The sequence below is a fragment of the Curtobacterium sp. AC268 genome (assembly GCF_979258745.1).
In genome coordinates this window covers 3,190,102-3,217,086 of the sequence record NZ_OZ409878.1, presented here as the reverse complement: position 1 = coordinate 3,217,086, position 26,985 = coordinate 3,190,102, and the positions used below count along the sequence as shown (strand labels likewise).

The 26,985-nt window shown below is 71.2% G+C and carries 21 protein-coding genes, 1 tRNA gene and 1 pseudogene; 9 read left to right on the top strand and 14 right to left on the bottom strand.

Annotation, left to right across the window (positions count from 1 at the left end):
• Positions 1-14: 14 nt before the first annotated feature.
• Positions 15-1,310: pseudogene (locus ACZZ9K_RS15285) on the top strand (nicotinate phosphoribosyltransferase); the annotation flags it as partial.
• Between the two features lie 193 nt (positions 1,311-1,503).
• Here the strand turns inward: ACZZ9K_RS15285 and ACZZ9K_RS15280 are convergent.
• Genes ACZZ9K_RS15280 through ACZZ9K_RS15270 form a run of 3 tightly spaced genes read right to left on the bottom strand, consistent with a single transcriptional unit; the run spans position 1,504 to position 4,598 of the window.
• Positions 1,504-1,764 carry a DUF3039 domain-containing protein gene (locus ACZZ9K_RS15280; RefSeq protein WP_123313364.1) on the bottom strand — a complete coding sequence of 87 codons (261 nt, stop codon included), beginning with the start codon at positions 1,762-1,764 and terminating at the stop codon, positions 1,504-1,506.
• A 54-nt stretch (positions 1,765-1,818) separates the two neighbouring features.
• The gene (locus tag ACZZ9K_RS15275) at positions 1,819-3,390 is read right to left on the bottom strand and encodes an ABC transporter permease (protein ID WP_463444497.1); all 1,572 of its coding nucleotides are present in this window, start codon (positions 3,388-3,390) and stop codon (positions 1,819-1,821) included.
• Positions 3,366-4,598 carry an ABC transporter ATP-binding protein gene (locus tag ACZZ9K_RS15270; RefSeq protein WP_463444496.1) on the bottom strand — a complete coding sequence of 411 codons (1,233 nt, stop codon included), beginning with the start codon at positions 4,596-4,598 and terminating at the stop codon, positions 3,366-3,368. The genes ACZZ9K_RS15275 and ACZZ9K_RS15270 overlap by 25 nt, the downstream gene beginning before the upstream one ends.
• A gap of 297 nt (positions 4,599-4,895) precedes the next feature.
• On the opposite strand from ACZZ9K_RS15270, the gene ACZZ9K_RS15265 reads away from it, so the two are divergent.
• From ACZZ9K_RS15265 to ACZZ9K_RS15250, 4 genes are all read left to right on the top strand, one after another.
• Positions 4,896-5,591, top strand: a complete 696-nt coding sequence (locus tag ACZZ9K_RS15265; protein ID WP_110862735.1) for a phosphocholine cytidylyltransferase family protein — start codon at positions 4,896-4,898, stop codon at positions 5,589-5,591.
• A 43-nt stretch (positions 5,592-5,634) separates the two neighbouring features.
• Complete coding sequence (locus ACZZ9K_RS15260; protein WP_463444495.1) at positions 5,635-6,459, top strand: ABC transporter permease; 825 nt, start codon at positions 5,635-5,637, stop codon at positions 6,457-6,459.
• Positions 6,459-7,229 carry an ABC transporter ATP-binding protein gene (locus ACZZ9K_RS15255; RefSeq protein WP_071405446.1) on the top strand — a complete coding sequence of 257 codons (771 nt, stop codon included), beginning with the start codon at positions 6,459-6,461 and terminating at the stop codon, positions 7,227-7,229. Before ACZZ9K_RS15260 ends, ACZZ9K_RS15255 begins: the two co-directional genes overlap by 1 nt.
• A 116-nt stretch (positions 7,230-7,345) precedes the next feature.
• Positions 7,346-7,648 carry a hypothetical protein gene (locus ACZZ9K_RS15250; RefSeq protein WP_071405447.1) on the top strand — a complete coding sequence of 101 codons (303 nt, stop codon included), beginning with the start codon at positions 7,346-7,348 and terminating at the stop codon, positions 7,646-7,648.
• 47 nt (positions 7,649-7,695) lie between these two features.
• Here the strand turns inward: ACZZ9K_RS15250 and ACZZ9K_RS15245 are convergent, their stop codons facing one another.
• The 5 genes from ACZZ9K_RS15245 to ACZZ9K_RS15225 all read right to left on the bottom strand — a co-directional run bounded on the left by ACZZ9K_RS15245 (position 7,696) and on the right by ACZZ9K_RS15225 (position 13,908).
• Positions 7,696-8,928: a CDP-glycerol glycerophosphotransferase family protein gene (locus ACZZ9K_RS15245; protein ID WP_138802750.1), complete on the bottom strand. Its 1,233-nt coding sequence runs from the start codon at positions 8,926-8,928 to the stop codon at positions 7,696-7,698.
• 42 nt (positions 8,929-8,970) lie between these two features.
• Complete coding sequence (locus tag ACZZ9K_RS15240) at positions 8,971-9,846, bottom strand: glycosyltransferase family 2 protein (RefSeq protein WP_138803468.1); 876 nt, start codon at positions 9,844-9,846, stop codon at positions 8,971-8,973.
• Positions 9,847-9,890: 44 nt separating this feature from the next.
• Positions 9,891-10,712 (bottom strand): CDP-alcohol phosphatidyltransferase family protein, encoded by an 822-nt coding sequence (locus ACZZ9K_RS15235; RefSeq protein ID WP_027464591.1) that lies wholly within the window; start codon positions 10,710-10,712, stop codon positions 9,891-9,893.
• Positions 10,713-10,716: 4 nt separating this feature from the next.
• Positions 10,717-11,760: a glycosyltransferase family 2 protein gene (locus tag ACZZ9K_RS15230; protein WP_110860507.1), complete on the bottom strand. Its 1,044-nt coding sequence runs from the start codon at positions 11,758-11,760 to the stop codon at positions 10,717-10,719.
• Positions 11,761-11,943: 183 nt separating this feature from the next.
• On the bottom strand, positions 11,944-13,908 hold the full coding sequence (locus tag ACZZ9K_RS15225; protein WP_463444494.1) for a S1C family serine protease: 1,965 nt from the start codon (positions 13,906-13,908) through the stop codon (positions 11,944-11,946).
• Positions 13,909-14,099: 191 nt separating this feature from the next.
• On the opposite strand from ACZZ9K_RS15225, the gene ACZZ9K_RS15220 reads away from it, so the two are divergent.
• Positions 14,100-15,308 carry an aminotransferase class I/II-fold pyridoxal phosphate-dependent enzyme gene (locus tag ACZZ9K_RS15220; RefSeq protein ID WP_463444493.1) on the top strand — a complete coding sequence of 403 codons (1,209 nt, stop codon included), beginning with the start codon at positions 14,100-14,102 and terminating at the stop codon, positions 15,306-15,308.
• Between the two features lie 32 nt (positions 15,309-15,340).
• Here the strand turns inward: ACZZ9K_RS15220 and ACZZ9K_RS15215 are convergent, their stop codons facing one another.
• The 4 genes from ACZZ9K_RS15215 to ACZZ9K_RS15200 form a co-directional block, all read right to left on the bottom strand.
• The gene (locus tag ACZZ9K_RS15215; protein ID WP_463444492.1) at positions 15,341-16,180 is read right to left on the bottom strand and encodes a carbon-nitrogen hydrolase family protein; all 840 of its coding nucleotides are present in this window, start codon (positions 16,178-16,180) and stop codon (positions 15,341-15,343) included.
• 112 nt (positions 16,181-16,292) lie between these two features.
• Positions 16,293-16,369 (bottom strand) — tRNA-Met (locus ACZZ9K_RS15210).
• Between the two features lie 63 nt (positions 16,370-16,432).
• Positions 16,433-19,420, bottom strand: a complete 2,988-nt coding sequence (locus ACZZ9K_RS15205; RefSeq protein ID WP_463444491.1) for a UPF0182 family membrane protein — start codon at positions 19,418-19,420, stop codon at positions 16,433-16,435.
• Positions 19,421-19,585: 165 nt separating this feature from the next.
• A complete protein-coding gene (locus tag ACZZ9K_RS15200) occupies positions 19,586-20,695 on the bottom strand; it encodes a YlbL family protein (protein WP_463444490.1) in 1,110 nt (369 codons plus the stop codon).
• Between the two features lie 152 nt (positions 20,696-20,847).
• On the opposite strand from ACZZ9K_RS15200, the gene ACZZ9K_RS15195 reads away from it, so the two are divergent.
• Together ACZZ9K_RS15195 and ACZZ9K_RS15190 are read left to right on the top strand one after the other, a co-directional pair.
• Positions 20,848-22,266, top strand: coding sequence for a zinc-dependent metalloprotease (locus ACZZ9K_RS15195; RefSeq protein ID WP_071246537.1), 1,419 nt, complete (start codon positions 20,848-20,850; stop codon positions 22,264-22,266).
• A 60-nt stretch (positions 22,267-22,326) separates the two neighbouring features.
• The gene (locus ACZZ9K_RS15190; protein WP_463444489.1) at positions 22,327-23,184 is read left to right on the top strand and encodes a TOMM precursor leader peptide-binding protein; all 858 of its coding nucleotides are present in this window, start codon (positions 22,327-22,329) and stop codon (positions 23,182-23,184) included.
• Here the strand turns inward: ACZZ9K_RS15190 and ACZZ9K_RS15185 are convergent.
• Positions 23,075-24,841: an ATP-dependent helicase gene (locus ACZZ9K_RS15185; RefSeq protein WP_185974128.1), complete on the bottom strand. Its 1,767-nt coding sequence runs from the start codon at positions 24,839-24,841 to the stop codon at positions 23,075-23,077. The two genes, ACZZ9K_RS15190 and ACZZ9K_RS15185, sit on opposite strands and share 110 nt — an antisense overlap.
• Positions 24,838-25,773, bottom strand: coding sequence for an NAD(+) diphosphatase (gene nudC, locus ACZZ9K_RS15180; RefSeq protein WP_440227646.1), 936 nt, complete (start codon positions 25,771-25,773; stop codon positions 24,838-24,840). The genes ACZZ9K_RS15185 and nudC overlap by 4 nt, the downstream gene beginning before the upstream one ends.
• A gap of 116 nt (positions 25,774-25,889) precedes the next feature.
• Between nudC and ACZZ9K_RS15175 the strand changes: the two genes are divergently transcribed.
• A complete protein-coding gene (locus ACZZ9K_RS15175; protein WP_111090644.1) occupies positions 25,890-26,888 on the top strand; it encodes a phosphotransferase in 999 nt (332 codons plus the stop codon).
• Positions 26,889-26,985: the final 97 nt, after the last annotated feature.

The following is a 26,985-nucleotide window of genomic DNA, read 5'->3' as shown; positions in this document are numbered from 1 at the left end:
ACGTCACTAGTGTCGGAGACGTGACCAGCGCGCTCCTCACCGACCAGTACGAGCTCACCATGGTGGACGCCGCCCTGAAGGACGGGACCGCCGACCGCCGATGCGTCTTCGAGGTGTTCGCCCGGCGGCTGCCGGACGGCCGCCGCTACGGTGTCGCGGCCGGACTCGGCCGCTTCCTCACCGCCCTCGGCGACTTCCGCTTCGGCGACGAGGAGATCGGGTTCCTGCGCGACCGCGGCGTCATCGACGCCGGTACCGCCTCGTGGCTCGCCGACTACCGGTTCAGCGGCGACGTCCGCGCCTACCGGGAGGGCGAGGTCTACTTCCCGAACTCCCCCATCCTGCAGATCGAGGGCACCTTCGCCGAGGCCGTCGTGCTCGAGACCCTCGCCCTGAGCATCTTCAACGCGGACTCCGCGATCGCCTCGGCCGCCGCCCGCATGGTGTCCGCCGCCGACGGCCGCCCGCTCGCCGAGATGGGCTCCCGCCGCACCGGTGAGTGGAACGCCGTCGCCGCAGCCCGTGCCGCGTACATCGCCGGCTTCGGTGCGACGAGCAACCTCGAGGCCGGCCGCACCTGGGGCATCCCCACGATGGGCACCGCCGCGCACGCCTTCACGCTGTTGCACGACTCCGAGGAGCAGGCGTTCCGTTCGCAGCTCGACGCGCTCGGCAGCGGCACGACCCTGCTCGTCGACACCTACGACATCGAGGCCGCGGTCGAGACCGCCGTCCGCCTCACCGACGGCAAGCTCGGCGGCGTCCGGATCGACAGCGGCGACCTGCCGTCCGTCGTCGCAGCCGTGCGTGCGCAGCTCGACCGCCTCGGTGCGACGGGCACGAAGATCACGGTGACGAACGACCTCGACGAGTACACGATCGCCGCGCTCCGAGCCGCACCGGTCGACTCCTACGGCGTCGGCACCTCGGTCGTCTCCGGCTCCGGGCACCCCGCCGCCGGCATGGTGTTCAAGCTCGTCGCGCACCGGGACGCGGACGGCGGCGACTGGGTCCCCGTCGCCAAGAAGTCGGCCGACAAGGCGTCGATCGGCGGCCGGAAGGAGGCGGGCCGACGACTCCGGAACGGCGTCGCGACCGCCGAGATCGTGCTCACGGGTGCGCAGGTCGGCCCGGACGAGCGGCCGCTGCTGGTCCCCGTCGTCACCGGCGGCGAGGTCGACCCGGCGTTCCTCGGTACGCAGGGCGTCGAGGCCGCACGCGCGCACCACAAGCGCGCGAAGGCGGAGCTGCCCGCCGACGCGTCCCGCATCGGGCGCGGCGACCCCGCCATCCCCACCCTGGTGATCTAGGGCCCGTACGCCGCGCGTCGCGTCGCGCCGCGCCGCGTCGCGTTCGCGTCGCCGCTTCGCGAGCAGGAATGGTCGGGTGTCCGGAGGTGACCCGACCTCTTCTGCTCACAATGTGCGGTCAGCGGACGCAGACGACGGACGGGAGGCCCGTGGCGGCGTCGCCACGGGCCTCCCGTCCGTCTGCTGGTCGCGTCTACTCGGCCTTCATCTTCTCGTAGATGGCCTTGCAGTCCGGGCAGACCGGGAACTTCTCCGGGTCGCGACCCGGGATCCACTTCTTGCCGCACAGGGCCTTGACCGGCTTGCCGGACATGGCCGACTGCAGGATCTTGTCCTTCTTCACGTAGTGCGAGAACCGCTCGTGGTCACCGGGTTCGATCGCTTCGTCTTCGAGGAGCTTCTCGAGCTCCCGGTCCATCACGTCGAGGCCGCCGCCTGGTTCCGTCATGCTCATGGGTCCAGGGTACGACGGTCCGCCCTCGGGCGCGCCGCTCGTTGTGCTGCGTCGCTAGTTGCGCTGGGCCGCGGCGAGCAGGTCGGGGCCGCGGCGGTCGAACAGACGGCCGCCCGCGGACACACCGATCACGAGCACGACGGCACCGACCCCGACGCCCACCAGGAGCGTCAGCACCGACCAGGGCTCCGGACCCTGCACGGCGGCGAGCACGGCGAGGCAGGCGGCGGGGACCGTGCAGAGCGCGATGCCGATCACCATGGTCGCCTGCGCGACCGTGGCGGTGACGCCGGCCGCCTGCGGCTGCTGGAACGGGTGGTCGCCCGGGCGCACCGTCGGGTAGGGCATGAGCACGGACAGGACGCTCGACAACCCGAGCCCGGACAGCAGCGCACTCGCACTGACGCCGATGAGCAGCGGGAAGGCGGCCCAGTCACCGAACAGCCACGCGGACAGCGCGGCCCCGGCGACGATCGCGGGCGCCCCCACGACCAGCACGGGCACGACCCGACCGAGCCGATCGCTCCACCCGGGCGCACCGGACGCGACGTGCAGCCACACGGCGGTGTTGTCGTACGAGACGTCGTTGTGCGGCAGGAACCCGGCGATCAGAGCCATCAGCGGCAGCGGCACGAGGGCGGTCCACTGCCACGGGACCCCGGCGACACCGAGCGGGATGACGACGATCGGCACGAGCAGGATGATCAGGTACGACGTGCGGTACCGCGGGTCGCGGACCCAGTAGGTGAGCGCCCGCGCAGCGACGGCCGACACCGGGGCCGAGCCGAACCGGTCGAACCAGCCCAGGCCCTGGTAGCGGCGGGTCCGGGCGCGGTCGTCGACGGTCTCGAGCGCACGGCCGACGAGCGCCCACCATGCCCAGGCGAGGAGCGCGACGACGGCGACCGCGACGAGGAGCTTCACGACACCGGCGCCGACGTGGCCGCTCGCGACCTCGGCGGGCACGGCCCACGCGGCGCCCCAGGGGGTCCAGCCGGCGACGTCCGCGACCCGCTGCATCTCGGTGCCCTGCGGGTCCAGCCAGTCGACGCGCAGCAGCAGCGCCACCGTCGGGATCGAGAGCGCGATGATGACGAGGGCCACCAGCCACCCGGCGTCGCGGGAGCGGTCCGGCCCGATCAGCCGGGAGCCGACGGTGCAGCAGACGCGGATCAGGAGTGCGCAGGTCGCGACGCCGAGCACCCCGCCGAGGACCGCGAGCAGGCCGAGACCGGGATCGCGTGCCCAGGCGACGACCTGGCCGACCGCGACGACGACCACGCCGATCACCGGGATGCCGACGAGTCCGGCGACGACGAGCCCGATCGTCAGGCGACGGCGCTCGATGCCGAACACCGCGAAGCGCCGCGGGTCGAGCTGGTCGCTCCGGCCGACGACGAGCGGCACGACCGTGAACCCGAAGGTGATCAGGGTGCCGACGGGCACGATGACCGCACGGGCGACGTCCGGGTCGGCGTCACCGAGGGCGATGGTCTGCGACGCGACGAACACGGCGGCGAGGAGTCCGACGAGGCTGGCGAGCACGACGGCGACGGACCGGCGGGCGGTGCCCCGGACCTCGCCCGCGAGCAGGTCCGCCCTCAGCCGGAGAAGCTGTGCAACCATTCCATGCTCTCCGCGACGACACGACCGCCGGCGAGTTCGACGAACTTGTCCTCGAGGCTCTTGCGCCCGCGGACCTGGGCCATGGTGCCGGACGCCAGGACCTTGCCGCCGACGATGATGGCGACCGAGTCGCAGGTGCGCTGCACGAGCTCCATCGAGTGGCTCGACAGCACGACCGTGCCGCCACCCCGGGTGTACCGGCGCAGGATGTCCGTGATCGTCGCCGCGCTCACCGGGTCGACCGACTCGAACGGCTCGTCGAGCACGAGCACCCGCGGCGAGTGGATCAGGGTCGCGGCCAGGGCGATCTTCTTCGCCATGCCGACCGAGTAGTCGGCGACCTGGCGGCCGAGCGCTTCGCCCAGCCCGAAGGCCTCGGCGAGGTCGGCGCTGCGCTTCCGTGCGGTGGCACCGTCGAGCCCGCGGAGCGTGGCCGAGTAGTAGAGGAGCTGCGCACCCGTCAGCCGGTCGAACAGCCGGAGCCGGTCCGGCAGGACGCCGAGACTGCGCTTCGCCGCCGTCGGGTCGGCCCAGACGTCGTGGTCGAGCACCGTCACCGAGCCGGCGTCGGGGCGCAGCAGTCCGGTGATCATGGACAGGGTCGTCGTCTTGCCGGCGCCGTTCGGGCCGACCACGCCGAAGATCGAGCCCTGCCGGATCTCGAGGTCGACCTCGTCGACGGCCAGGGTCTGCCCGTACCGCTTGACCAGGCCGCTCGCTGCGAGCACGACGGGCTGGAGTGTCTGCGGCTGCTTCGGTGCAGCGGTGCGGGGCGCACGCTTCTTCGTCGTGGCCGGGGCCGCGGCGGTCGACCGGTCGGCGTCGTCCGTCGCGTCGTCCGTGTCGCTCGGGACGGGAGGCTCGGCGTCGGTCCGCGGGGCGGCCTTCGTCGGGCGCCTGGTGCGTCCCTTGCCGGTGCGCGCCTTCGCGGGGCGCGGCGCTGCGGCCGTCGTGTCGTCGGCGCGGGTGTCCGTCGTGGCGTCGTCGGTGCGGGTGTCCGTCGTCGCGTCGGAGCGGGTGTCCGTCGTCGCGTCGGTCATCGCGTCATCAGTGGCGGCGTCGTCCGCATCAGTGTCCCCCGTGTCGTCGTCGGCTGCGTCGCCCGCAGCAGCCGCGGCGGTGTCCGCTTCGTCGGCGTCCCCCGCCTCGGTCATCCAGGCAGCGTCGGCCGTGGCGTACACGTCCTCGTTCTCTGCTCGCGCTGGCATCGACCCACCGTACCAACGCTCTCCGTCCGTCGGGAACCGTCGCGGCCAGGGTCACGAATTGAGTACGAAGCGCGCAGACCCGTACCCCGCGAGGGGGTGTTTCCGTATCATTCACCAGGGCACGAAGGAGTGTTCACCACTTGGAAACCTGCTCCAGCAGGCGATCCCGGCGGCCTCTTCGCAGCGACGACCACGTCGACACGAACGGTTCTCGGGCAACTCGGACGTTGGAAGCGCAGACTCGACGAGGCCCGCCCGTACCCCAGGGTGCGCGGGCGGACACCAGAAGGGACCAGCATGACCACGCAGATCGTGATCCTCGCAGCGGGGATGGGCAGCCGTCTCGGCCGCAGCCTGCCGAAGCCGCTCACGGAGCTCAGTGACGGCCGCACCATCATGCAGCAGCAGTTCGACAACATCCGCGCCGCGTTCGGTTCGAGCGCCCGCGTGACGATCGTCGTCGGCTACAAGTCGGAGCACATCGTCGAGGCGTTCCCCGACGCGAACTTCGTCTACAACGAGTCGTACGACTCCACCAACACCTCGAAGAGCCTGCTGCGTGCCCTCAAGGCCACCGGCAAGAGCGGTGTGCTCTGGATGAACGGCGACGTGGTCTTCGACCCGATGGCGCTCGTCCGTGCGGCCGACATGATCGACGAGGGCCGTTCCTTCGTCAGCGTCAACACCGACAAGGTCTCCGACGAAGAGGTCAAGTACACCGTCGACGCCGAGGGCTTCATCCACAAGCTCTCGAAGCAGGTCGTCGGGGGTCTCGGCGAAGCCGTCGGGATCAACTACGTCTCCGCCGCCGACAAGCAGGCCCTCATCCGGCAGCTCGGTCGCGTCGACGACCAGGAGTACTTCGAGGGCGGCATCGAGGCTGCCATCGCCGAGGACGGGCTACGCTGGACGCCGATCGACATCTCCGACCTGTACGCGGTCGAGATCGACTTCGCCGAGGACCTCGAGCGCGCGAACAACCTGTTCGCCTGAACCACCGTCAGGACCCCTCGGCGGTTCCGCCCGAAGGGAAACCGTGACCACAGCGAGTGCGCCGACCGCGCCCGTGGCTCCCGCACCCGCGAAGGCCCGGAGCGCCGGTCGGCGCTATCGTCAGGCCCTCTGGTTGCTGACCGTCCGCGACCTCCGGGTCCGCTACTCGACGTCGGCGCTCGGCTACGTGTGGTCGATCCTCGACCCGCTCGTGATGTCGGGGATCTACTGGTTCGTCTTCACGCAGGTCTTCCACCGCGGATCGGTCGGTGAAGATCCGTACATCGTGTTCCTGCTGTCCGCGCTGCTGCCGTGGATGTGGTTCACCGGTGGCGTCTCGGACTCCACCCGGGCGTTCATCAAGGAATCGAAGCTCATCCGCTCGACCACCATCCCGCGCACGATCTGGGTGGCACGGATCGACGCGTCGAAGGGCATCGAGTTCCTGCTGAGCCTGCCGGTCCTGGCCGTCTTCGCGATCGCGACGGGTGCCCACCTGCACTGGCAGGTCGTGTTCTTCCCGCTGGCGATCGTGCTGCAGTGCGCGCTGGTCTACGGCCTGGGGCTCATCGTGGCCCCACTCGTGGTCTTCTTCCGTGACCTCGAGCGCGCCACCAAGCTCGTGCTGCGGTTCCTGTTCTACGCGTCCCCGATCATCTACGGCACGCACGCGCTGCCGCCTGCCCTGCGGGACATCGCCGCGATCAACCCGCTCACCGGCATCTTCGGCATGTACCGTGCGGCGTTCTTCCCCGGCCAGCTCGACTGGCTCGAGGTCGGCGCCTCGCTGGTCGTGACCGCCGTCGTCCTGGTGATCGGCTTCGCGGTGTTCCGCCGCAGCGAGCACCGCGTGCTGAAGGAGCTGTGATGACCGCGACCGACCAGACCCGACGCACCGAGACCGTCGCCCCGGTCATCTCGGTGCGCGATGCCGGCATCTGCTTCAAACGCAACCGTCGCGCGAGCCGGAACTTCAAGGACCTGTTCGCCGGACGCGGGCGCCGCAAGCGTGCCGATGAGTTCTGGGCGCTCCGCAACGTGTCGTTCGACGTCCGCCCGGGCGAGGCGATCGGCGTCGTGGGGCGGAACGGACAGGGCAAGTCGACCCTGCTGAAGCTCGTGGCCCAGGTCATGCTCCCCGACGAGGGCCGGGTCGACGTGGGTGCCGGCGTCGCCCCGCTCATCGAGATCACGGGTGGTTTCGTCGGCGACCTCACCGTGCGCGACAACGTGTACCTGACGGCGGGCCTGCACGGCATGTCGCGGGCCGAGATCCGCGACGCCTTCGACGAGATCATCGACTTCGCCGAGATCGCTGACTTCGTGGACACCCCCTACAAGCACCTCTCGAGCGGCATGAAGGTCCGCATCGCGTTCGCGGTGATCTCGCGGCTCGACGAACCGGTCATCCTGGTCGACGAGGTGCTGGCGGTGGGCGACAAGGCCTTCCGCGAGAAGTGCTACAAGCGGATCGAGCAGCTCCTCGCCGGCGGTCGGACGCTGTTCTTCGTCTCCCACAGCGACAAGGACCTGCGCCGCTTCTGCGACCGGGGGCTCTACCTCGACAAGGGTCGTCTGCAGCTCGACGGCACCATCGAGGCAGCGCTGGCCCGGTACGCAGCCGACTACGGCTCCTGACCGGCCGGGGTACTCCCCCTGCACCAACACGCGCGTCACCGGCTCCCTCCACAGCCCCAGCCCTCGTGGCCGCCCCCGGGGTCCCGCCGTCGGACCCTCCCCCTAGCGTTCCCCCCATGCACCACCCACCAACCGCGTACGCCGTCCCGTTCGCCGTCGACCGATCGCACGCACCGCGTCGGTACGACCTCGTCAACACCGGTCCCGAGCCGGTCGACGGGCTCTCCCTCACCCACCTGGGCAACGGGTACTGCCCGCCGCTCGCGGTGCGCCGCCTCGACCCGGGCCGATCGCTGTCCCTGGCGGTCTTCGGCGCCGACCCCGAGGACACCGGGGTCGTCATCGTCCGGTGGCGCCGACCCGACCGGTCCGAGTACCTCTGGCGGATGTCACTCGTCGGGCCGGGGCTGCAGCCGTGACGCCGCACGCGGGATCGGCACGGAGCACCCGGGGTGACGGTCGACCGTCAGCGCCCGCCGCGTTCGGCAGCGACGGTCCGCCACCGCTCGAGCAGCCACTCCACCGCCGCGTGGAACCGCTCCGTGGCGGCACCAGGGGTCGTGTCGCCGAAGTACCGGGTGACCCAGTGCTGCAGTCGCGCGAGCTCCTCGGCGTCGCTCGCCGCCGCGTCGACCCGGGCCAGCACCGACGGGGCGTCGGACGCGGTCAGCCAGTTCGCGGCGCTCAGGTAGCCGCGCTCGTCGACGTCGGCCTCGGGCGACACCGGCCGCGTGACGATGAGCGGCTTGCCCACCGCCAGCCGGTCGTAGATCATCGCGCTGATGTCGGTGATCGCCACGTCGGCGTCCGCCAGCTGCCAGCCGAGCTCACCGCCGTCGTCGTACAGATGGTGCGCGGCCGGGTCAGCGGCGTTGGCCGCGCTGATCGCCGCGACGATCCGCTCGTGCGCCGCACGGTAGGCGGGGTCGAGCACGCCGCTTCGAGGGTGCGGGCGGTACACGAGACGGTGGCGGGGCGATGCGAGCACCTGCTCGGCGATGACGGTGCCGTGCGACGCGATCGACCCGTACGCCGCGGCACCGCGGTCGCCCTCCCACGTCGGGGCGTAGAGCACGACGGTCCGCTCGTCATCGGGGTACGGGGCTGCTCCGGCGAAGTGGTCGGCCTGCGGGCGTCCGATCGCGATGGTCCGGGCGTCCAGGTCGTAGTCCCACAGCGCCTCGGCCAGACGGTCGCGTGCGGCGTCCCCCGCGATCAAGGCGTAGTCGTACGCCTTGAACTGGTTCGTGGTCATGTACATCTTGTCGCTCTCGCCGTGGTTGACGAAGACGTGCCAGATCCGCCCGTACCGCATCATCTGGAAGTTGCGGGCGTTCTGGTTGACGTACAGCACCACCTTCGGCGCCTGGGTGTCGACGAAGCGCTCGAGGTCGACCACCTGCCGCGCGTAGACCGCGGGCACGGGCGACTCGTCGAGCAGGGTCAGCATGGTCCCCGGGCTCCGCGAGACGATCGCCACCGGGTGCGTCTTCGCGAGCTCGGCCAGCGGCGCGTACCACTGGCGCACCTGGTACATGTTGACCGGCCCGTCGGCGAAGTACACGGCGATCTCGATCGAACCGGGCGCCGGCTCGGGTGCGGACGGCAGTCGCCGTGCGAGCTGCCGACGGCTCCGGCGCGACGTCAGGAGTCGCTCGACGAGCCGCAGGGCGGTCCGCAGGTCGCTGATGATCGACATGGTCCTTCTCCGGGTCTGCTCTGGTGGGACGAGGCGTGCGGGTCAGACGACCGGCGGCCGCCCTGCGATGGTCATCCGCGCGACTGTGAGCCAACCCATCGGGCGGATCGGACCGCAGTCGGTCGTCCATCCTTCACGGATCGCGCCGAACCAGGTGGCCAGTCGGCGGGGGTGACGCCACCAGCGCGCGGTCTGGATCACGGCCCACGACCCCACGTACACCGGACGCAGCACCGCGGGCAGGTTGCGCCGGGCCAGCCACACCCGGTTCCGGGCGTTCAACCGGTAGTACTCGGTGTGCCGCGCCGGGTCGATCGCGGGGTGGTGCGCGACGAGGTCGCCGGCGTACCAGGTCCGACGGCCGGCGTCCCACACGCGCCAGGCGAGCTCGATGCCCTCGTGGGCGTAGAAGTACTCGGCCCCCCAGCCGCCGACGGCCCGGTAGACGTCCATCGGCAGCACGACGGCGCCTTCCCAGACCGAGAACACCGGCGACGAGTGGTCCGGCTCGCCCTTCCGGATCCGCGGCACCCATCGGCGGGGGTTCGCGGCACCCGTCGGGTCGACGACCCGGGGCTGCACGAGGCCGAGCGACGGATCGTGCTCGAACATCGCGATCGCGTCGCGCAGGAACGTCGGCGACGGTACCGAGGCATCGTCGTCGAGGAAGAACACGTAGTCGCCGTCGACGACCTCGGCCCCGGCGTTCCGACCGGCCGGGATCCCGACGTTCTCGGGCAGAGCCAGGGCTCGCACACCGTCCGGCAGGCCCGTCGGTACCCAGCCGTTGCCGACGCAGACGACGTCGAGTTCGACGTCCTGCTGGGCGAGCACGCTGTCGACGCCGCGGCGCAGGTCGTCCGGCCGGGTGCCCTGCGACAGGCTCACGACGGCGACGCGCGGTCGTCCGCGGTGCACCACCGCGTGCCGGCGCAGGGTTCCGGGCGCGGTCGTGTCCTCGGTCACGCCTTGACCCGCTTCGAGGCGATGATCGCCAGGAAGTGCCCGATCGTCGCGAGCACGGCGAGCGGCAACAGCGCACCGACCAGGATCCGACTGGCGAGCGGGTCACCGATCACCAGGGCGAGCAGGGCGAAGACGAACGCGAGCATGCTCAGCTCGACCGAGTGGTACAGGCGGTGGAACGGCAGGAAGCGTGCCACGCGGCGGAGCGAGGCGAGCCTGCGGCCGGACGGGGCGGTGGAGGCATCCCGCCGGTCGACCAGCTTGTCGAGCCCGGCGTTCGCGCGGGCCACGTGCACCATGTCGTTCAGGGCCTTGTTCAGCACGATGACCAGGCCGAGCGCGCAGCCGATCGTGGTCCACATCCAGTCGGCGCCGTGGATGGGCCAGGTGGCTGCACGGATGCCGAGCGCGACCGGGATCAGCCCCTCGGTCGTGTAGTGCCCCACCTTGTCCAGGAACACCCCGGCGGGCGACTTGGTGCCGCGCCACCGGGCGACCTCGCCGTCGGAGCAGTCGACGAGCATCTGCAGCTGGCCGAGGACCAGCGCCAGCGCCGCGCCCCAGATGCCGGGGATGAGCAGGGCGGCGGCGACGCTCCAGCCGACCAGGATCATCAGGCCGGTGACCTGGTTCGCGCTGACGCGGGTCTTCAGGAGCACCCAGGTCAGGTAGGGCGAGACGTCGCGCAGGTACAGCGAGGCCGTCCAGTGCTCGGCGTTGGCGCGCGCACGGACCTCGTCCGGCTGGGCGACGGCCCGGAGTTCGGCGATCGAGGTCGGCCGTGCGGATCCGCGGCCGGTCGTGGGGTGGTCGGTCATTCGGTCACCGTCCCGTGTGGGTGGTCAGCTCGGAGGTGCGGGTCAGGAACCCGATGATGAACCCGAGCCCCCAGCCCACGTGGATGCAGGGCAGCACGACGAGCAGCCAGAGGAGCGTCGGCAGCCCGGAGCGGCGCGCCACCGCGATCGACCCCAGGACGACGAAGAGCAGGTAGACGACGGGCACCACGAACCCGAGCAGTGCCCAGGCGAGCGGGGTGCCGAGCGCCGCGCCGACGATGCCGACGAGGCCGGCGACGATGCCCAGCGCCATCGCCGCGACCATCGCCGGCGGCACGAAGTAGCGCAGGCCGTTGTTGGCAGGGAACCGACGCGCGAGCTCACCGCGCCAGAGCCCGGTGGCGACGAACTGCCGCACCAGGCGCTTCAGGCTCGGCCGCGGGCGGTAGGTGACGACGAGCTCCGGCGTGAACCAGACGGTCCCGCCGGTCTGCCGCAGCCGCCGGTTGAGTTCCCAGTCCTGGCCGCGCTTGATGCCCTCGTCGAAGAGGCCGACGTCGAACAGCCGCTCGCGTCGGAACACGCCGAGGTAGGCGGTCTCGGCCGGGCCGGCTGTGCCGCCCACGTGGTGCGGCGTGCCGCCGAGGCCGACACGGCTGCCGTAGGCCAGGGCGACGGCCCGCTCGAAGGGGGTCCGGCCCTCGGCGCGCATGATGCCGCCGACGTTGTCCGCCCCGGATTCCAGGAGCGTGCGCACCGCGATGCGCGTGTAGTCGGTGGGCAGGACCGAGTGCGCGTCGACGCGGATGACGACGGGGTGCACGGACGCACGGATCGCGACGTTCAGCCCCGCGGGCGTCGAGCCGACGGGGTTGTCGATCGCGCGGATCCGTGGGTCGGCAGCGCTCATCTCGGCGACGAGTTCGTTCGTGCCGTCGATCGACGGCCCGAGCGCGAGGATGACCTCGAACGGGCCCGTGTAGTCCTGGTCGAGCAGACTGCCGACGGCGGCCCGGACCTCGGTGACCTCGTTCAGCACGGGCATCACGTACGAGACGCCCGGCAGGGGCTGTCCGTCTGACTGCATGCGTACCTCGGGGTGCTGGCTTGGCGGCACGGGACGCACCGGGGCGGTGCCGCCCCGCAGAGCGACCATGAGCCTATCAAGAGGCCGAACCGCCCACCTGCGACGGCGCGGGACGCGCCCCGGGACGGACTGGAGGCCCGGCGCACGTCGTGCCCCGGGCCTCCTGTCCGTCGTGTGGTGGCGTCAGCCCTTGCTGTCGTACGTCCCGAGCTTCACGTCGGCCTGGCGGGTCTGGCCGTCGCGCAGGTAGCTGATCGTCGTGGACGCGCCGCCCGCGAAGTAGCGCACCTGCGCGGTCAGGTCGGTGGCGTCGGAGACGGTCGCCGAACCGATCTTCGTGACGACGTCGCCCTTCTGCAGACCGGCCTTCGCCGCGGCTCCGCCGGACGAGACCGACTTGATGAGCGCGCCCATCTGCGTGGCGCTGGCGTCCTCGGAGGCGTCGCCGACGGTCGCGCCGAGCAGCCCGTGCGTGGCGGACCCCTTGTCCTTGATCTCGTTCGCGACCCGCTTGACCAGGTTCGACGGGATCGAGAAGCCGACGCCGATGCTGCCGGCTGCCGACTCGGACGACGAGGAGCTACCGGCGGACGCGATCGCCACGTTGATGCCGATGAGCTTGCCGTCGGAGTCGAGCAGCGCACCGCCGGAGTTGCCGGGGTTGATGGAGGCGTCGGTCTGGATGACCGGGAGCGACACCGTGGTGTTCGCCGACGAGCTGCTGCCGTTGTCCCCGTTGCCCCAGAAGTCGAAGGGACCCGAGCCGCCGTTGCCCCCCTCGTTCGAGTCGCCGCCCTCGGTCGGGGCGCTCGAGGTGACCTGGATGCTGCGGTTCAGGGTCGAGACGATGCCGTCGGTGACGGTGTTCGACAGACCAAGGGGCGCACCGATCGCGACCGCGGTGTCCCCGACGTTGAGCTTGGACGAGTCCGCGAACTCCATCGGCTTGAGGTCGGTCGCATCGATCTTGATGACCGCGAGGTCGACCGTCGGGTCGGTGCCGACGAGCTTGCCCGCGTAGATCTTGCCGTTCGAGGTCGTCACCGTGATCCGGCCGCTCGAGCTGTCGCCGTCGAGGGTGACCACGTGGGTGTTCGTGACGATGTAGCCGTCCTTGCTCATGACCACACCGGAACCGGTGCCGGCCTCGTTGCTCGCCGACACGTTGATCGTGACGACGGACGGTGTCGCCTGTGCCGCGACCGCGGTGACGACGGTGGCGGAGTCGTAGTCGTTGACGGTCAGGTTGCCGCCCTGCGACGAACCGGAGGACACCACGCTGCCACCGTCGTTGCCGGAGGAGACGGCCCACCCGGCACCGCCGCCCACCAGACCACCGGCGATGACGGCCGCGATGATCGGCAGCAGCAGCCTGTTGCGGCCCGAGCGCTCCTTGGTCGTCGTGGTCGCCGCGGCACCCGAGGCGTCGTGACTGAAGTAGTGCCCGTTGCGCTGGTTCGCACCGTCGACGTCGCCGAAGGCGCTCGTTGCGGACTGCGGGGCCTGCGCGGATGCGTTCGCGTACTCGGAGGACGAGCTCGGAGCGGACGAGGACGTCGGCTGGGCGTACTCGCCGTAGCGGGGGCGTTCGGCACCCGGCTGGCCGTACTGGGACTGCTGACCGTACGGGTTCTGGGACTGCTGACCGTACGGGTTCTGCGACTGCTGACCGTACGGGTTCTGCGACTGCTGGCCGTACTGCGACTGCTGGCCGTACGGGTTCTGTGCCTGCGGCGCCTGCTGGCCGTACTGCGGCTGCTGGCCGTACGGGTTCGGGCTCTGCTGGGGCTGCTGGCCGTAGGGGTTCTGTGCCTGCGGCGCCTGCTGGCCGTACGGCGACGTCTGCTGGCCGTAGCCGCCCTGCTGCGCGCCCGAGGACTCGCCGGAGACGGCCGGGTACGGCGCGGTGTAGCGGTCGGTCGGGTGGTCCGTCGACGACGGGATCACGTCCGTGTGGTCCGGGGTCGTCTCGTCGTTCTGGTTCTGGTTCTGGTTCGGGCGAGGGGTCTCGTCCGGCTGGTCGGAGTCGTTCGGCATCGACGTGTTCCCTCTCGTCGCCGCTGCTGCGGCGTCCTCACTGGCGGCAGGCGGAGCCGCATCGTCCGGACGGCGGTCGTCGCCCTGCCCGTCGGGCGTGGTGTCGGTCATGCTGGACGTGCTCCTTTCAAGCTCGTGCAGTCTGTCGCAAGCACCTGAGCGGTCCTTCTGGCGAGGCTGCGAGCCACCCCTGGCGATCTTATGCGTGCGCTGTACACGGTGCCCCGGTCCGCCGCGGGGCGGACAGCTAGGTTGGGGTCCGTTCAGCGCGACACGTCGTCGCCCGCACGGGAGGGAACCACATGCGCCAGGCAGGACCGTGGCTGCGAGCCGCCGACGGAGCGATGCTGCTCGGACCGGACGGGGTCCCCGCACCGACGGTGTTCGCCGAGATGAGCGCCCTCGCCGCCAGCACCGGCGCGGTCAACCTGGGGCAGGGGTTCCCCGACGAGGACGGGCCGGCCGAGGTGCTCGAGGCCGCGGTGCAGGCGATCCGCGACGGCGTGAACCAGTACCCGCCGGGCCGGGGCACCCCCGACCTGCGAGCCGCGATCGCCGAGCACCAGCAGCGGTGGTACGGACTCGACGTCGACCCCGACCGCGAGGTCCTCGTCACCGCCGGCGCCACCGAGGGGCTGGCCGCGGCGCTCCTCGCGCTGGTCGAACCCGGCGACGAGGTGATCACCTTCGAGCCGTTCTACGACGCCTACGGGGCGCTCATCCGGCTGGCCGGCGGCGTGCACGTCACCGTCCCGCTCACCGCGCCCGACTTCCTGCCCGACGAGCGCACGCTGCGTGCGGCCTTCACCGACCGCACCCGCGCGGTGCTCGTGAACACCCCGCACAACCCGACGGGCCGGGTCCTGCCCACCGAGGTGCTGCAGACGATCGTCGACCTGGCCACCGAGCGCGATGCGGTGATCATCACGGACGAGGTCTACGAGCACCTGACCTTCGACGTCCCGCACACGCCCATCGCGACCCTGCCGGGTGCCGCGGAGCGGACGGTGTCGGTGTCGAGCGCCGGCAAGACCTTCAACACCACCGGGTGGAAGGTCGGCTGGCTCACCGCTCCCCCGGCGCTCGTCGACGCGATCACGACGGTCAAGCAGTACCTGACGTTCGTGAACGGCGCACCCTTCCAACCGGCTGTCGCCGTGGGACTCCGCCTGCCCGACGCGGTGTTCACCGGCATCGCCGCCGACCTGTGCGCGAAGCACGAACTGCTCGCGAACGGACTGACGGCTGCGGGCTTCGACGTGATGCGACCCCACGGCGGCTACTTCGTGCTCGCCGACGCCGCGCCGCTCGGGTACGACGACGCCCGCGCGTTCTGCCTCGAACTGCCGGCTCTGGCCGGAGTCGCCGGGGTACCGGTGTCGGCGTTCGTCCGCCCGGACCGCGTCGCCGGCTACCGGTCGCTGGTGCGCTTCGCGTTCTGCAAGCGCCGGAGCGTCCTGGAGGACGCCGCCGCACGCCTGGCGACCCTCGGAACGCGCCCCCGCGCCTGAGACGCGACCGCGTCGGGGACGCGACGGACGCGTCAGCGCTGCCCCGGGCCTCCAGGCGGGGTGCGCAGTGCGACGTCGTACCGCCGCAGCGACAACGACGGGTTCACCCGACGGACGGCGTCCGTGACGGTGGTGTCGATGGTCGCGGTGAGCGTGCCCGGCGAGGCACCCGCCGAGGCGACCGCGACGCCGGACGGGTCGAGGACGACCGAGCCGCCGATCCCGATGGGCGGCGTCTGGCCGACCCCGACGACCCAGACGGTGTTCTCGATCGCGCGGGCCGTGAGGAGCGTGCGCCAGTGGTGCTCCTTGCCTGGCCCACGCACCCACTCCGCCGGGAGGACGACGACGTCGGCCGCGCCGGTCTCGGGAGCGGCGAGGCGCCGGGTGACCTCGGGGAAGCGCAGGTCGTAGCAGGTCTCGAGCCCGACGCGGACGCCGCCGAGCTCGAAGACCGGCAGCTGCTCCGGGTCGCCGGACTCGATGCGGTCCGACTCCCGCGAGCCGAAGGCGTCGTAGAGGTGGACCTTCCGGTACGTCGCCGCCACGTCGCCCGACGGGAGCACCGCGACCAGGGTGTTCCGGAAGCGATCCGGCGTGTCCGCCGACTCGGCGACCCCGACGACCAGGGCGATGCCGGTCTCGCGAGCGACTTCGCGGAGGCCCGAGACGAACGGACCGTCCAGGGGCTGCGCCGCGGCGACGAACCGATCGTCGATGTCGGCGGTGAAGTAGGAGCTGTACTCCGGCGTGACGAGGAGGTCCGCGCCCCGGGCCGCCGCGTCGACGGCGGCGGTGCGCACGGTGTCGAGGTTGGCGACGGGGTCGTCCACGGGGGCGAACTGCGCCGCCGCGATCGTGAGGGTGGCCATGCGGTGAGCGTACCCGGGGGTGTGCGGCGGGCAGGACTGCGGGCGGTCGCCTTGCGGCCGGGGACACGAAGAAGGCCCCGGTCCTGTTGGACCGGGGCCTTCGTGTGACGCTTGGTTGCGGGGGCAGGATTTGAACCTACGACCTCTGGGTTATGAGCCCAGCGAGCTACCGAACTGCTCCACCCCGCGGCACGTTTAGAAGCCTACACGGGGCCGTGGCGGGACACAAATCGAGTGCCCCGCCACGGTGTGTCAGTTGCCGTTCTCGGCTGCCGTGGCGGCCTCGATCGCGTCCTGGAGGCGCTGGTCGGCTTCCGCCGCAGCGACCAGGTCGTTGTCGGCGTAGGCCTCCTGGCGGTCCTGCAGGGCTGCCTTGGCGTCGGCCAGGGCCTTCTGCAGGGCGTCGTTGTCGGCCGAGCCGGAACCCGTCGAGCCGGTCGAGCCGGTCGAGCCGGAGCCCGTGTCGGAGCCGGAGCCCGTATCCGAGCCAGACCCGCTGTCGGAACCCGAACCGGAACCGGAACCGCTGTCGCCACCGCTCGCGCCGGAGTCGCCGGCCGCCGCACCGGAGTCGCCGCCGAACAGCGAGTTCAGGGCCTCGTCGAGTGTGTCCTCGAACGCGATCTTGTCGCCGAAGGCCACGAGGACCTTCTGCAGCAGCGGGTACGAACCACTCGAGGTCGACTGGACGTAGACGGGCTGCACGTAGAGGAACCCGCCGCCGACCGGGAGCGTGAGCAGGTTGCCCTGCTTCACGGTCGAGTTGCCCCGCTTCAGGATGTTGAGCTCCTGCGACACGGTCGAGTCACCGTTGAAGAGGCTCTGCACCTGTCCGGGGCCCGGGATGTTGTCGGTCTTCGGCATCGTCAACAGCGTGAGTTTGCCGTAGCCCGACGCCTTCTCTCCCTTGCCGGCACCACCCGCGTCGGAGTTCACCGCCAGGTAGCCGGTCAGCACGTTGCGGTTGTTCGCCCCGGCCGACTGCTGCGGGATGTAGGTCGTGTACAGCGAGTACGCGGTCCCCTGACCCGGCACCTTCATCGTCAGGTAGTACGGGTCCTGCAGGTTCGCCCTGTTGGCCGTCGTCGTCGTCTGTGCGCCGAGCGCGTTCGTCGACGTCGCCGCGGTGTCGGCGTCACTGTCCGACGTCGCCGTGCTCGTCGGTTCCTGCGGGGTGTTCCACGCGTCGTCACCCGAGTAGAACGAGTTGGCGTTGGTCACGTGGTAGGTGCCGAGGATCGAGCGCTGCACCTTGAACAGGTCGGTCGGGTACCGCACGTGGTCGAGGAGTTCGGCGCTCATGCTCGACACCGGCTTCATCGACGTCGGGAAGATCTTCTGCCACGTCTTCAGGACCGGGTCCTTCGTGTCCCACGTGTACAGCGTCACCTTGCCCGTGTACGCGTCGACCGTGGCCTTCACCGAGTTCCGGATGTAGTTCACCTGGTCGGTGCGGTACGTCGACGACTCGGCGCCGGCGATGCTGTCCGACAGGCTCTGGCTCTGCGAGTACGGGTACGCGTCGCTCGTGGTGTAGCCGTCAACCACCCACTGGATGCGGTGGTCGACGATGGCCGGGTACGCGTCACTGTCGACGGTCAGGTACGGCGCGGCCTTCTGCACGCGGGTGATCGGGTCGCGGTCGTAGAGGATCTGCGAGTCCTTGTTCACAGCGTTCGAGAGCAGGATCTGCTCCGACTGGAACTTCGCGGCGTAGACGAGCCGGTTGAAGAAGTTGCCGAGGCTCGGACCGCCGTCGCCGGCGTACGTGGTGGTCGCGTTGCCACCGTTGTCGTCGTCGGAGCCGGACGGGTAGTCGAGCTCGACGTCCTTCGTGCCCTTCGGGGCACCCACGATCGAGTAGGGCGGCGAGGTCTCACCGAAGTACACGCGCTGCTGGAAGTCGCCCAGGGCACCGTTCGACGGGATTCCGGACTCGAGGAACACCGGCTTGCCGTCGCTCGCGCGCTGGTTGCCGTAGGCCGCGGTGACGCCGTAGCCGTGGGTGTAGACGAACGCCCGGTTGTACTGCGTGTTCGCGGCCGAGCTGAGCCCGGCGAGGTCGATGTCGCGGACCGCGATCACGGTGTCCTCGGTCTCGCCCTTGACGTCGTAGCGGTCGACGTCCAGCTCCTTCGGGAACTGGTAGTACTGCCGGTACTGCTGCAGCTGGCTGAACGTGTCGGAGACGATCTTCGGGTCGATGAGACGGATGTTGGCGGTGGTCTGCGCGTCCTTCGCGAGCGCACCCGAGCTCGTCTCGGTCGTGGCGTCGTAGTTCTGCTCCTGGACGCCGGCGACGCCGTAGGCATCACGCGTGGCCTTGATGTTCCGCTCGATGTAGGCGGACTCGAAGGTGCGCTCCGAGGGCTTCACCTGCAGCCGCTGGACGACCCACGGGTAGATGCCGCCGACGACGATCGCGGCGACGAGCAGCAGGCCCGTCCCGACGATCGAGATGCGCCAGCGGCCGATGACCGCCGTGACGATGAAGAGCAACGCGACGATCGCCGCGATGCCGGCCATGATCTCGCGACCCGGGATCACCGCGTTGACGTCGGTGTACTGGGCACCGGTGATGAGCGAGTTCGACTTCGTCAGGGCCGCGTACTGGTCGAGCCAGAGGCTGACGGCCTGCAGCGCGATGTAGAGCGCCGCCGTGACCGCGAGCTGGATGCGCGCGGCGCGGGAGATCCGGACCTCACGACCACCGAAGCGGAGCGCACCGTAGAGGTAGCTCGCCGCGAGTGCGGCGAGACCGGCGATGAGGACGACGGCCGACGAGTAGGCCACGATCGAGCGCCAGAACGGCAGCTCGAACACGTAGAACCCGATGTCCAGTCCGAACTGCGGGTCGGTCTTGCCGAACGGCGTGCGGTTGAAGTACTCGAGGACCATGCTCCAGCGCCCCGCCGTCGAGAGCCCGGCGAAGATGCCGAGGACCACGGGGATGCCGATCATCACGGCGCGCCGCAGGGGCTCGATGACCTGCTGGTAGCGGTCGAGCTGCGAGTTGAGCTTCGCGTAGACCGGCCGGAACCGGAACGCGAGCGCGATGCTCACGAAGACCGGGACCGCCATGCCGAGGAAGCCCGCCAGGAACATCAGCGTCCCGGCGATCCACCGGGTCGTGAGGACCTGCTGGAACCCGAGCTGCGCGAACCACGCGTAGTCGGTGTACAGGCTGGCGAAGATGAAGAAGGCGATCACCAGTGCGGCCAGCACGATGATCGTGACCACGATGGGGACCCGCGGCGAACGCCGCCCCGAGGTGGACGAGGTTGTCGTCACTTGATGTGCTCCAGACGTGTCGGACCGGCGGGCCCGGCTCGCGGCGGGCCGTCAGTGACACTGATCCTATGGGACCGGACCGGACGTGAACCTGTACGGGGACTCAGGACCGGGTCAGGAACCGCAGCGGGCGAGCTTCGCGGTGCTCCCGCCGTCGGCGATCGTCTGCAGGTCGGTGACGGCCTGGTCGAGCGTGGAGACGCTGTAGACGTCGAGTCCGTCCGGCACGTGCCCGACGACCTCGTCGCAGTTGTCCGCGGGGGCGAGGAACACCGTGGCACCCGCGTCCGCCGCCCCGTAGAGCTTCTGCCGGATCCCACCGATGGGCCCGACCTCGCCGTCTGCAGTGATCGTGCCGGTGCCCGCGACGTGCTTGCCACCGTTGAGCTTGCCCGGCGTGATCTCGTCGATGATCCCGAGCGCGAACATCATGCCGGCGGACGGACCGCCGACGTCCTGCAGCCGGATCGACACCTTGAAGGGGAACTCGTAGCGCTCGGTGACACCGACCCCGAGCAGCGCCGTGCCCTGCTCACTGCGCGGCGTCACCCTGACGTCCTTGGTCGCGCCGTCCCGTTCGACGGTGACGGTCGCGGGGCGCGAGGTGCCGTGCTTCGCAACGAGCTCGCGGAGGCTCGAGGCGTCGGCGTTGGTCGTGAGCGACCTGCCGTCGAACGCCGTGATGACGTCGCCCTTCTCGATCGCGCCGTCGGCCGCCGAGCCCTCCTGCACGGCACTGACCTCGAGTTCCGTCGGCAGGTCGTTCCCCTGTTGGATGAGCGCGGCGGCGACGGCCGACTGCTGCGATGCCTGCATGTCGGCGGAGTCCCGCTCGTTCACCTGCTCCGTCGTGGTGCCGCTCGGGTAGATCGCCTCGACCGGGATGACCGCCTCTGACCTGGTGAAGATCGCGCGGATGACGCTGGTCCAGGACGGACGGTTCGTGGCGTCGCCCTGGATCCCGACCGTGAGCATGTCGAGGGCACCGGCCGTCGGGTACGTCTCGTGGCCGGACACCTGGATGAGCTTGACGTCCTTCGCGTCCTTGCCCGTCCCCTGCTTCTGCGTGCCGATGGTGTTGTAGACCGGCCCGGGGACCTCGATGAGGTACGGGCTGGGCAGCAGGCTCGCCAACAGGCCCAGGACGACCGCGCCGATCAGGAACGCCCACCCGACGGTCCGGGCACGCGAGCGACGACGGGGCGCGGGGGCGAAGAGGGTCACGCGGGGTCCTTCCGAGGTGGGCACCCGCGCCTGGCGGCAGGGTGGTCGCCCACGTCTCGCGACGGGGCTGTTCGCCCTGGGCGCAGCGCTTCGGGCGTTCCCACGGGGGCATCCCAGGTGCGGCCCCGTGAGCAGCGATTAGCGTAGTCGGCATGCCTGATGAACCACAGCCGGGGCCGGACGACGACTTCCAGGAGATGCTGCGCAAGCTGCTCTCGGGCGAGGGGCAGATCGACCCGTCGCAGCTCGCCGGCGCCGCCGGTCTGCCGAACGACCCGGCCTCCGTGGCGAACCTGATGAGCCAGCTCCAGCGCGCCGCCCAGTCCGGCGGTGACGGCATCGACTTCTCGGCCACCGCCGAACGCGCCACCGCGATCGCTCGGGACGGCGGCCACCCCGTCGACCCGGCCACCTCGCAGGCGGCCGACCAGGCGTTCCAGGTCGCCGCACTGTGGCTCGACGAGGTCACGACCGTCGCCGAACTGACCGCGACCCCGAGTCTCTACACGCGTGAGCAGTGGGCCAAGGCGACCGTCCCGGTGTGGACGCAGATCGCCGAACCGGTGGCCTTCAGCATCGCCGATGCCCTGACCGAGGCGATCGACCAGCGCGCTCCCGAGCAGCTCAAGGCGATGCTCGGCGACGTCTCGAAGGCGATGCGCGGCATCGGCGGGGCGCTGTTCGCGATCCAGCTCGGCCAGGTCGTCGGGCAGCTGTCGAAGGAGGTCGTGTCCGGCGGTGACGTCGGCGTGCCGCTCCTCGACGAGCAGGTCGCAGCGCTCCTGCCCCAGAACGTCGCCGAGTTCGCCGAAGGCCTCGACGTCTCCGAGGACGAGGTCCGCATCTACCTCGCGGTCCGCGAGCTCGCGCACGCCCGGCTCTTCCGGTCGGCACGGTGGCTCCGGCTGCACATCATCTCGTCGATCACGGACTACGCACGGGGCATCCACATCCCCTTCGACCGCGTCGAGGAACTCGCGGCCGACATCGACCCGACCAACCAGGAGCAGCTGCGCGACGCACTCGCGTCGGGTGCCCTCATCCCGCCGCGCACCGCCGAGCAGGACGCCGCACTCGCCCGGCTCGAGACGATGCTCGCGCTGGTCGAGGGCTGGGTGGACACGGTAACCGCTGCTGCCACCGTCCGTCTCCCCAAGGCCGGGGCGATCGCCGAGATGGTGCGCCGTCGCCGTGCGGCCGGTGGCCCCGCCGAGTCGGCGTTCGCCACACTCGTCGGCCTCGAGCTGCGGCCGCGCCGTCTGCGTGAGGCCGCGGCGATGTGGCAGCGGGTGACCGACGAGCTCGGTGCCGAGCAGCGTGACGCCCTCTGGTCGCACTTCGACCTCGTGCCGACCTCGGACGACGTCGACGCACCCGACGCCCTCGTCGCACGGCTGCGGAACCCGTCCCAGACCGACGAGGACGACGCGTTCGACAAGGCCCTCGAGGACCTGCTGAACGACTCGACCGGTGCGCGCCCGCACGAGGACGAGTCCGGCCGCGTGGCCGACGACCCCGAGGGTGGAGCGGGCGACGAGCCCGGGAACGACACGGGCGACCAGCCCCGCTGAGTTCTCCACAGATCCCTCTTGTGACCCCACGCGTGCCGCGCACTCCGGCACCGTGGGGTCATGGGCATCCGCATCGATCCGACGCTCGAGTTCGTCTGGCGTGACCCCGCCACGATCCAGCTCGGGGTCGATCCCCCGCGCGCAGTCGTCGCGGTGCCCACCACGGGTGAAGAGCGGTTCCTCAACGGCCTCCGACGAGAGACCGGGCACGACGTGCTGTCCGGCCTCGCGACCGCGTCAGGGTGTTCCCCGGAACGTGCTGCCGGGGTGCTCGGTGCCGCGTCGCCCGCGGTGGTCGAGGTCCTGCCCGAACCGCTCGAACGCATCGAGGTGCACGGCGCCGGTGTCCTCGCCGACACCGTGGCGGCGTTCCTGTCCGGCGAGGGCGTGACGGTCAGCCGCACCACCGCACCCGCCGGAGGACCGATCGTGCTGCCCGAGCCCGAACCACGCCTCGCCGTTGTGGTGGCCGACCACGTCGTCGACCCGGCGCTCCGCGCCGCGTGGACCCGTCGGGGTGTGCCGCACCTGGCGGTCGTCGTCGGGGACGGACGCGTCCGCCTCGGTCCGTTCGTCGTGCCGGGAGCCGGGCCGTGCCTCCAGTGCGCTGAGTACGCACGCGTCGACGACGACCCGGCTTGGCCGGCCATCGCCGCCCAGGTGTGGGGCCGGCACCCGGCACCGCTCTCACCGTGGCGAGCGGCTGCGGTGGCCGCCGCCGCGACGCGGATGCTGCTGGAACGGCTCCCGCTCCGGACGCAACAGGCCGAACCCGACCAGGTCGTCTTCGAGCGCGACGACCTGTCGGTCAGCCGTTCGCCGGTCCGACCCCATCCGCGGTGCGCGTGCCGAGCGCTGCCAGGAACCGACTCGGAGCCCGGGCTCCCCCACGCGTGGAGCCCTGTTGCGACCACGTGATCGTGACGGATCGGCGGGCTCGGGTCAGCCCGACGTAGAACAGGCGTCGTTCCTCGTCCACCTCGGTGTCGGTCGACGCGTGCGAGATCGGCAGGAGGCCCTCGGCGGCGCCGGCGATGACCACGTGCGGCCACTCCAGGCCCTTCGACGAGTGCAGCGTCGCGAGCGTGACGGCGTCGACCTCGGGCTCGTGGTGGGTCGCCGCACGGTCCACCAGGTCCTGGGTGAACTGCTGCATCGTCGTGCCGGCGGGGGCGTCCTCGGCCAAGCCCATGATCGCTTGCAGCGCTTCCCACTGCTCGCGCACTGCGCCGGTGCCCTCCGGCGGCGTCTCCGTCCAGCCGCTGACCTGCAGCACCAGCCGGACCCGTCGGGTCAGCTCGTCGTCGGTCTGCCGGATCGCCTCGCCGCGCATGTGGTGGACGGCGAGCTTGACCTCCGGGCGGTTGAAGAAGCGGGTACCTCCCTGCACGCGGTACGGGATGCCGTTCCGGCCGAGCGCGGACTCGAGCGCGGCGGACTGCGCCCCGACGCGGAAGAGCACAGCGCATTCCCCGTAGGACGCTCCGGCTCCGACGAGCTCGGCGATGCGGCGGGCGATGGTCTGCGCCTCGTCTCCGTCGTGGACACAGGCCAGCACGACCGGTTCCGGGCCCGGTTCCTGGCTCTGGGCCACCAGGTCGAGTGCCCCGGGCTGGCCGCGCATCAGCGTGTTGGCAGCGGACACGACCTCGCGGGTGGAGCGGTAGTTCCGCTCGAGGCGCAGCACCGACCCGCGCGGGAACTCCGACCCGAACCCGAGCAGGTAGTCGCTCGAGGCGCCGGCGAACGAGTAGATGGTCTGACTGGCGTCGCCGACGACGCACAGGTCGTCACGGCCACCCAGCCAGGCCCGCAGCAGGTCGTGCTGCACCGGCGAGACGTCCTGGTACTCGTCGACCACGAAGAACCGGTACTGCTGCCGCACGTACGACGCCACGCGGGGCTCGGACTCGACCATGCCGAGGGTCGCCAGCAGGACATCCTCGAAGTCGAGTTGCCGTCGGTCGTCCTTCAACCGCTCGTACGCCTTCATCAGGTCGATGACCCGGCGCGGTGTGGTGTCCCGCGGCATCACCCGGCCCGCGGCGGCGGCCTCGTACTCGTCGAGCGAGAGCATCTGCACCTTGCGCCACTCGACCTCGGCGGCCAGGTCACGGAGCACCGGGGTGTCGACGTGCATGCCGACCGTGTCCGCGGCGTGGGCGATCATCCGACCCTTGGACTCGACGATCTTGGGGGCGTGCCCACCGACGGTGTCCGGCCAGAAGTAGCTGAGCTGCGCCATCGCCGCGGCGTGGAAGGTGCGCGCCTGGACCGTCCCGGCACCGAGCGCGCGCAGGCGCGACCGCAGTTCACCGGCGGCGCGGGTCGTGAAGGTCAGCGCGAGGACGTGGTTCGGGGCGTAGGTCCCGGTGGCGACCCCGTAGGCGATCCGGTGCGTGATCGCACGGGTCTTGCCCGTCCCGGCTCCGGCCAGCACCGCGACCGGACCGAGCAGGGTGCGGGCGACCGTCCGCTGCTCGGCGTCGAGCGCGGCGAGCAGTTCGTCGGGCGACGGCGGCCGGGGCTCGACTGCCCCTGCGCCCGTTGCGCCGCGCGGACCGGCGACGCTCACGGCAGGTCCAGCGGCCCGCCGTACCACTCCTCGATGATGGCGCGGGCGATCGAGGTGCGTCCCGGGAGCAGCAGGGTGTCGCCGGCGCGCTCGCGGATCTCGTCGCGCGAGAACCACCGGACGTCCAAGATCTCCACGCCGTCGGGGCGGGCGGTCGTCGGGTCACCGCCGGCTGCACGGGCACGGAAGCCCACCATCAGCGACGCGGGGAACGGCCACGGCTGCGAGCCGAGGTACTCGGGCTCCTCGACGCGGACGCCGGACTCCTCCCAGACCTCGCGGCGGACGGCGTCCTCCAGCGACTCCCCCGGCTCGACGAACCCGGCCAGCAGCGAGTACCGGTCGGCGTCCCACGCGGCATTGGAACCGAGCAGGATCCGGTCGTCGGCGTCGACGACCCCGACGATGATCGCCGCGTCCGTGCGCGGGAAGAGGTCGTGTCCCTCGGGGTCGCGGCGGACCCATCCGCCGCTGACGACAGCCGTGGGCGACCCGGTGCGCGGCGAGAAGCCGTGCACGGCGTGCCAGTTGGCCATGGCCACGGCTTCGACCGCCAGTCCCTGGTCGCGCGGCGAGAGCTCGGTGCCGAACATCCGGAGGCTCTGCCAGGCGTCGTCGTCGGGTTCGATGGCGGTGGCCGTCGCGCTGTCGATCAGGGCGGCGACGAAGCGGGTACCCGCCGGGGCGTCCGCGGCGTCCGACACCGCACGGCCGAGGTACAGGGTCACGGTGTCGACCGGGATCTCCGTCGCGGCCACGAAGCGCAGGGTGCCGTCGGCGTTCCGGAGCATCTCCGCACCACGCACCGGCAGGTACCGGGTGTGCTCGTCCTCGCGCAGGACGCGCTCGACGTCGTCGGTCGTGCGGAACTCGGCGTCGCGGTCGAGTTCGTTGCGGGAGAGCGGGAGCCGGGCGGCGAACTCGACGGTCACGGCGGGAGAGCTCCTCGGATCGGGTGCGGACGTGCAGGAGACGTGCGGTGGGCGTGCGGGCCGCCGAACAGCGTGGCGTGCAGCCGTGCACGCGTCACGCGCCTACCCTGAGGGGCATGGCGGGATCCCAGTTCACTCTAGCCGCGTTGGCGACGACGGCCGTTCCAGGTCTCCTCGTCACGGGCACGCGCACGCTCGGCTCGGCCGCGGCCGGCGACTACGAGTCGGCGCTCCTCCGCGACGCCGACGGCACCGAGATCGTCATCCGCCGCCCCCGGAACCAGCGCGCCGAGGCCCGGCAGTCAGCCGACCTCGTCGCCATCCGTGCGCTGAGCGCCGGCATCCGCACGCGGCTGCCGTTCGGCGTCGCCGAGTACCGCGGCCAGGCCCCGATCGGGTCGACGCGCGCCATCGTCACGACCCGACTGGCCGGGACCCACCCGACCCTCGCGTCGCTCGTCGAGCGTCCCGACCTCGCGACCAGCGTCGGCCGTGCCGTCGCCTCGATCCACCAGCTGCCGACGAGCTTCGTCTCCGACGCCGGGCTGCCCTCGCTCACGCCGTTCGAGGTGCTCCGGTCCGCAGTCTCGGTGATGGACCGCGCCGTGGCGACCAAGCTCGTCCCCGCCGCGCTCGTCGAACGTTGGGAGGGCGCCGCTCGCGACCAGCAGCTCTGGCAGTTCACACCGACCGTCGTGCACGGGTCGCTCGGCACCGGAGCCCTGCTCGTCGACGGCGATGCGGTGACCGGGGTCCTCGACTGGGGCGAGCTGCGGCTCGGCGACCCGGCGAAGGACCTCGCCTGGGTGCTCGCCGGCCGCCGCGACGCCTTCGACACCGTCCTCAGCGCCTACGAGGCGAACGGCGGCGGACGCGACCGCCAGCTCGCTCAGCGTGCGCGCGTGCACCACGAGCTCGAGACGGCGCACTGGCTGCTGCACGGCGTGCAGGCGAAGAGCACCGAGGTCGTCGACGACGCCGTCTCGATGATGCACCGCCTGGTCGACGCGGTGCACGCCCCGAGTGCGGAACCGCTGCAGTCCGTGTCACCGGAGACGATGGAGATCGGCGAGGTGGAGCAGCTGTTGTCCTCCACCGAACGCCGTCACGGCTGACGCCGTCTCGTTCCGCACCGTCTCGTCCCACACCTCTCGTCCACACCGCCGCACGGTGGTCACGACTCCCCGCTCAGTTCCGCCGAGCGGTCACGAC

Coding starts and splice junctions, on each gene's coding strand:
- ACZZ9K_RS15190 (WP_463444489.1), top strand. CDS start 22,327: ATGGGCATCCGCATCGATCCGACGCTCGAGTTCGTCTGGCGTGACCCC.
- ACZZ9K_RS15215 (WP_463444492.1), bottom strand. CDS start 16,180: ATGGCCACCCTCACGATCGCGGCGGCGCAGTTCGCCCCCGTGGACGAC.
- ACZZ9K_RS15250 (WP_071405447.1), top strand. CDS start 7,346: ATGCACCACCCACCAACCGCGTACGCCGTCCCGTTCGCCGTCGACCGA.
- ACZZ9K_RS15270 (WP_463444496.1), bottom strand. CDS start 4,598: ATGCCAGCGCGAGCAGAGAACGAGGACGTGTACGCCACGGCCGACGCT.
- ACZZ9K_RS15280 (WP_123313364.1), bottom strand. CDS start 1,764: ATGAGCATGACGGAACCAGGCGGCGGCCTCGACGTGATGGACCGGGAG.
- ACZZ9K_RS15265 (WP_110862735.1), top strand. CDS start 4,896: ATGACCACGCAGATCGTGATCCTCGCAGCGGGGATGGGCAGCCGTCTC.
- ACZZ9K_RS15255 (WP_071405446.1), top strand. CDS start 6,459: ATGACCGCGACCGACCAGACCCGACGCACCGAGACCGTCGCCCCGGTC.
- ACZZ9K_RS15245 (WP_138802750.1), bottom strand. CDS start 8,928: ATGTCGATCATCAGCGACCTGCGGACCGCCCTGCGGCTCGTCGAGCGA.
- ACZZ9K_RS15275 (WP_463444497.1), bottom strand. CDS start 3,390: ATGGTTGCACAGCTTCTCCGGCTGAGGGCGGACCTGCTCGCGGGCGAG.
- ACZZ9K_RS15225 (WP_463444494.1), bottom strand. CDS start 13,908: ATGACCGACACCACGCCCGACGGGCAGGGCGACGACCGCCGTCCGGAC.
- ACZZ9K_RS15195 (WP_071246537.1), top strand. CDS start 20,848: ATGCCTGATGAACCACAGCCGGGGCCGGACGACGACTTCCAGGAGATG.
- ACZZ9K_RS15235 (WP_027464591.1), bottom strand. CDS start 10,712: ATGACCGACCACCCCACGACCGGCCGCGGATCCGCACGGCCGACCTCG.
- ACZZ9K_RS15220 (WP_463444493.1), top strand. CDS start 14,100: ATGCGCCAGGCAGGACCGTGGCTGCGAGCCGCCGACGGAGCGATGCTG.
- ACZZ9K_RS15175 (WP_111090644.1), top strand. CDS start 25,890: ATGGCGGGATCCCAGTTCACTCTAGCCGCGTTGGCGACGACGGCCGTT.
- ACZZ9K_RS15230 (WP_110860507.1), bottom strand. CDS start 11,760: ATGCAGTCAGACGGACAGCCCCTGCCGGGCGTCTCGTACGTGATGCCC.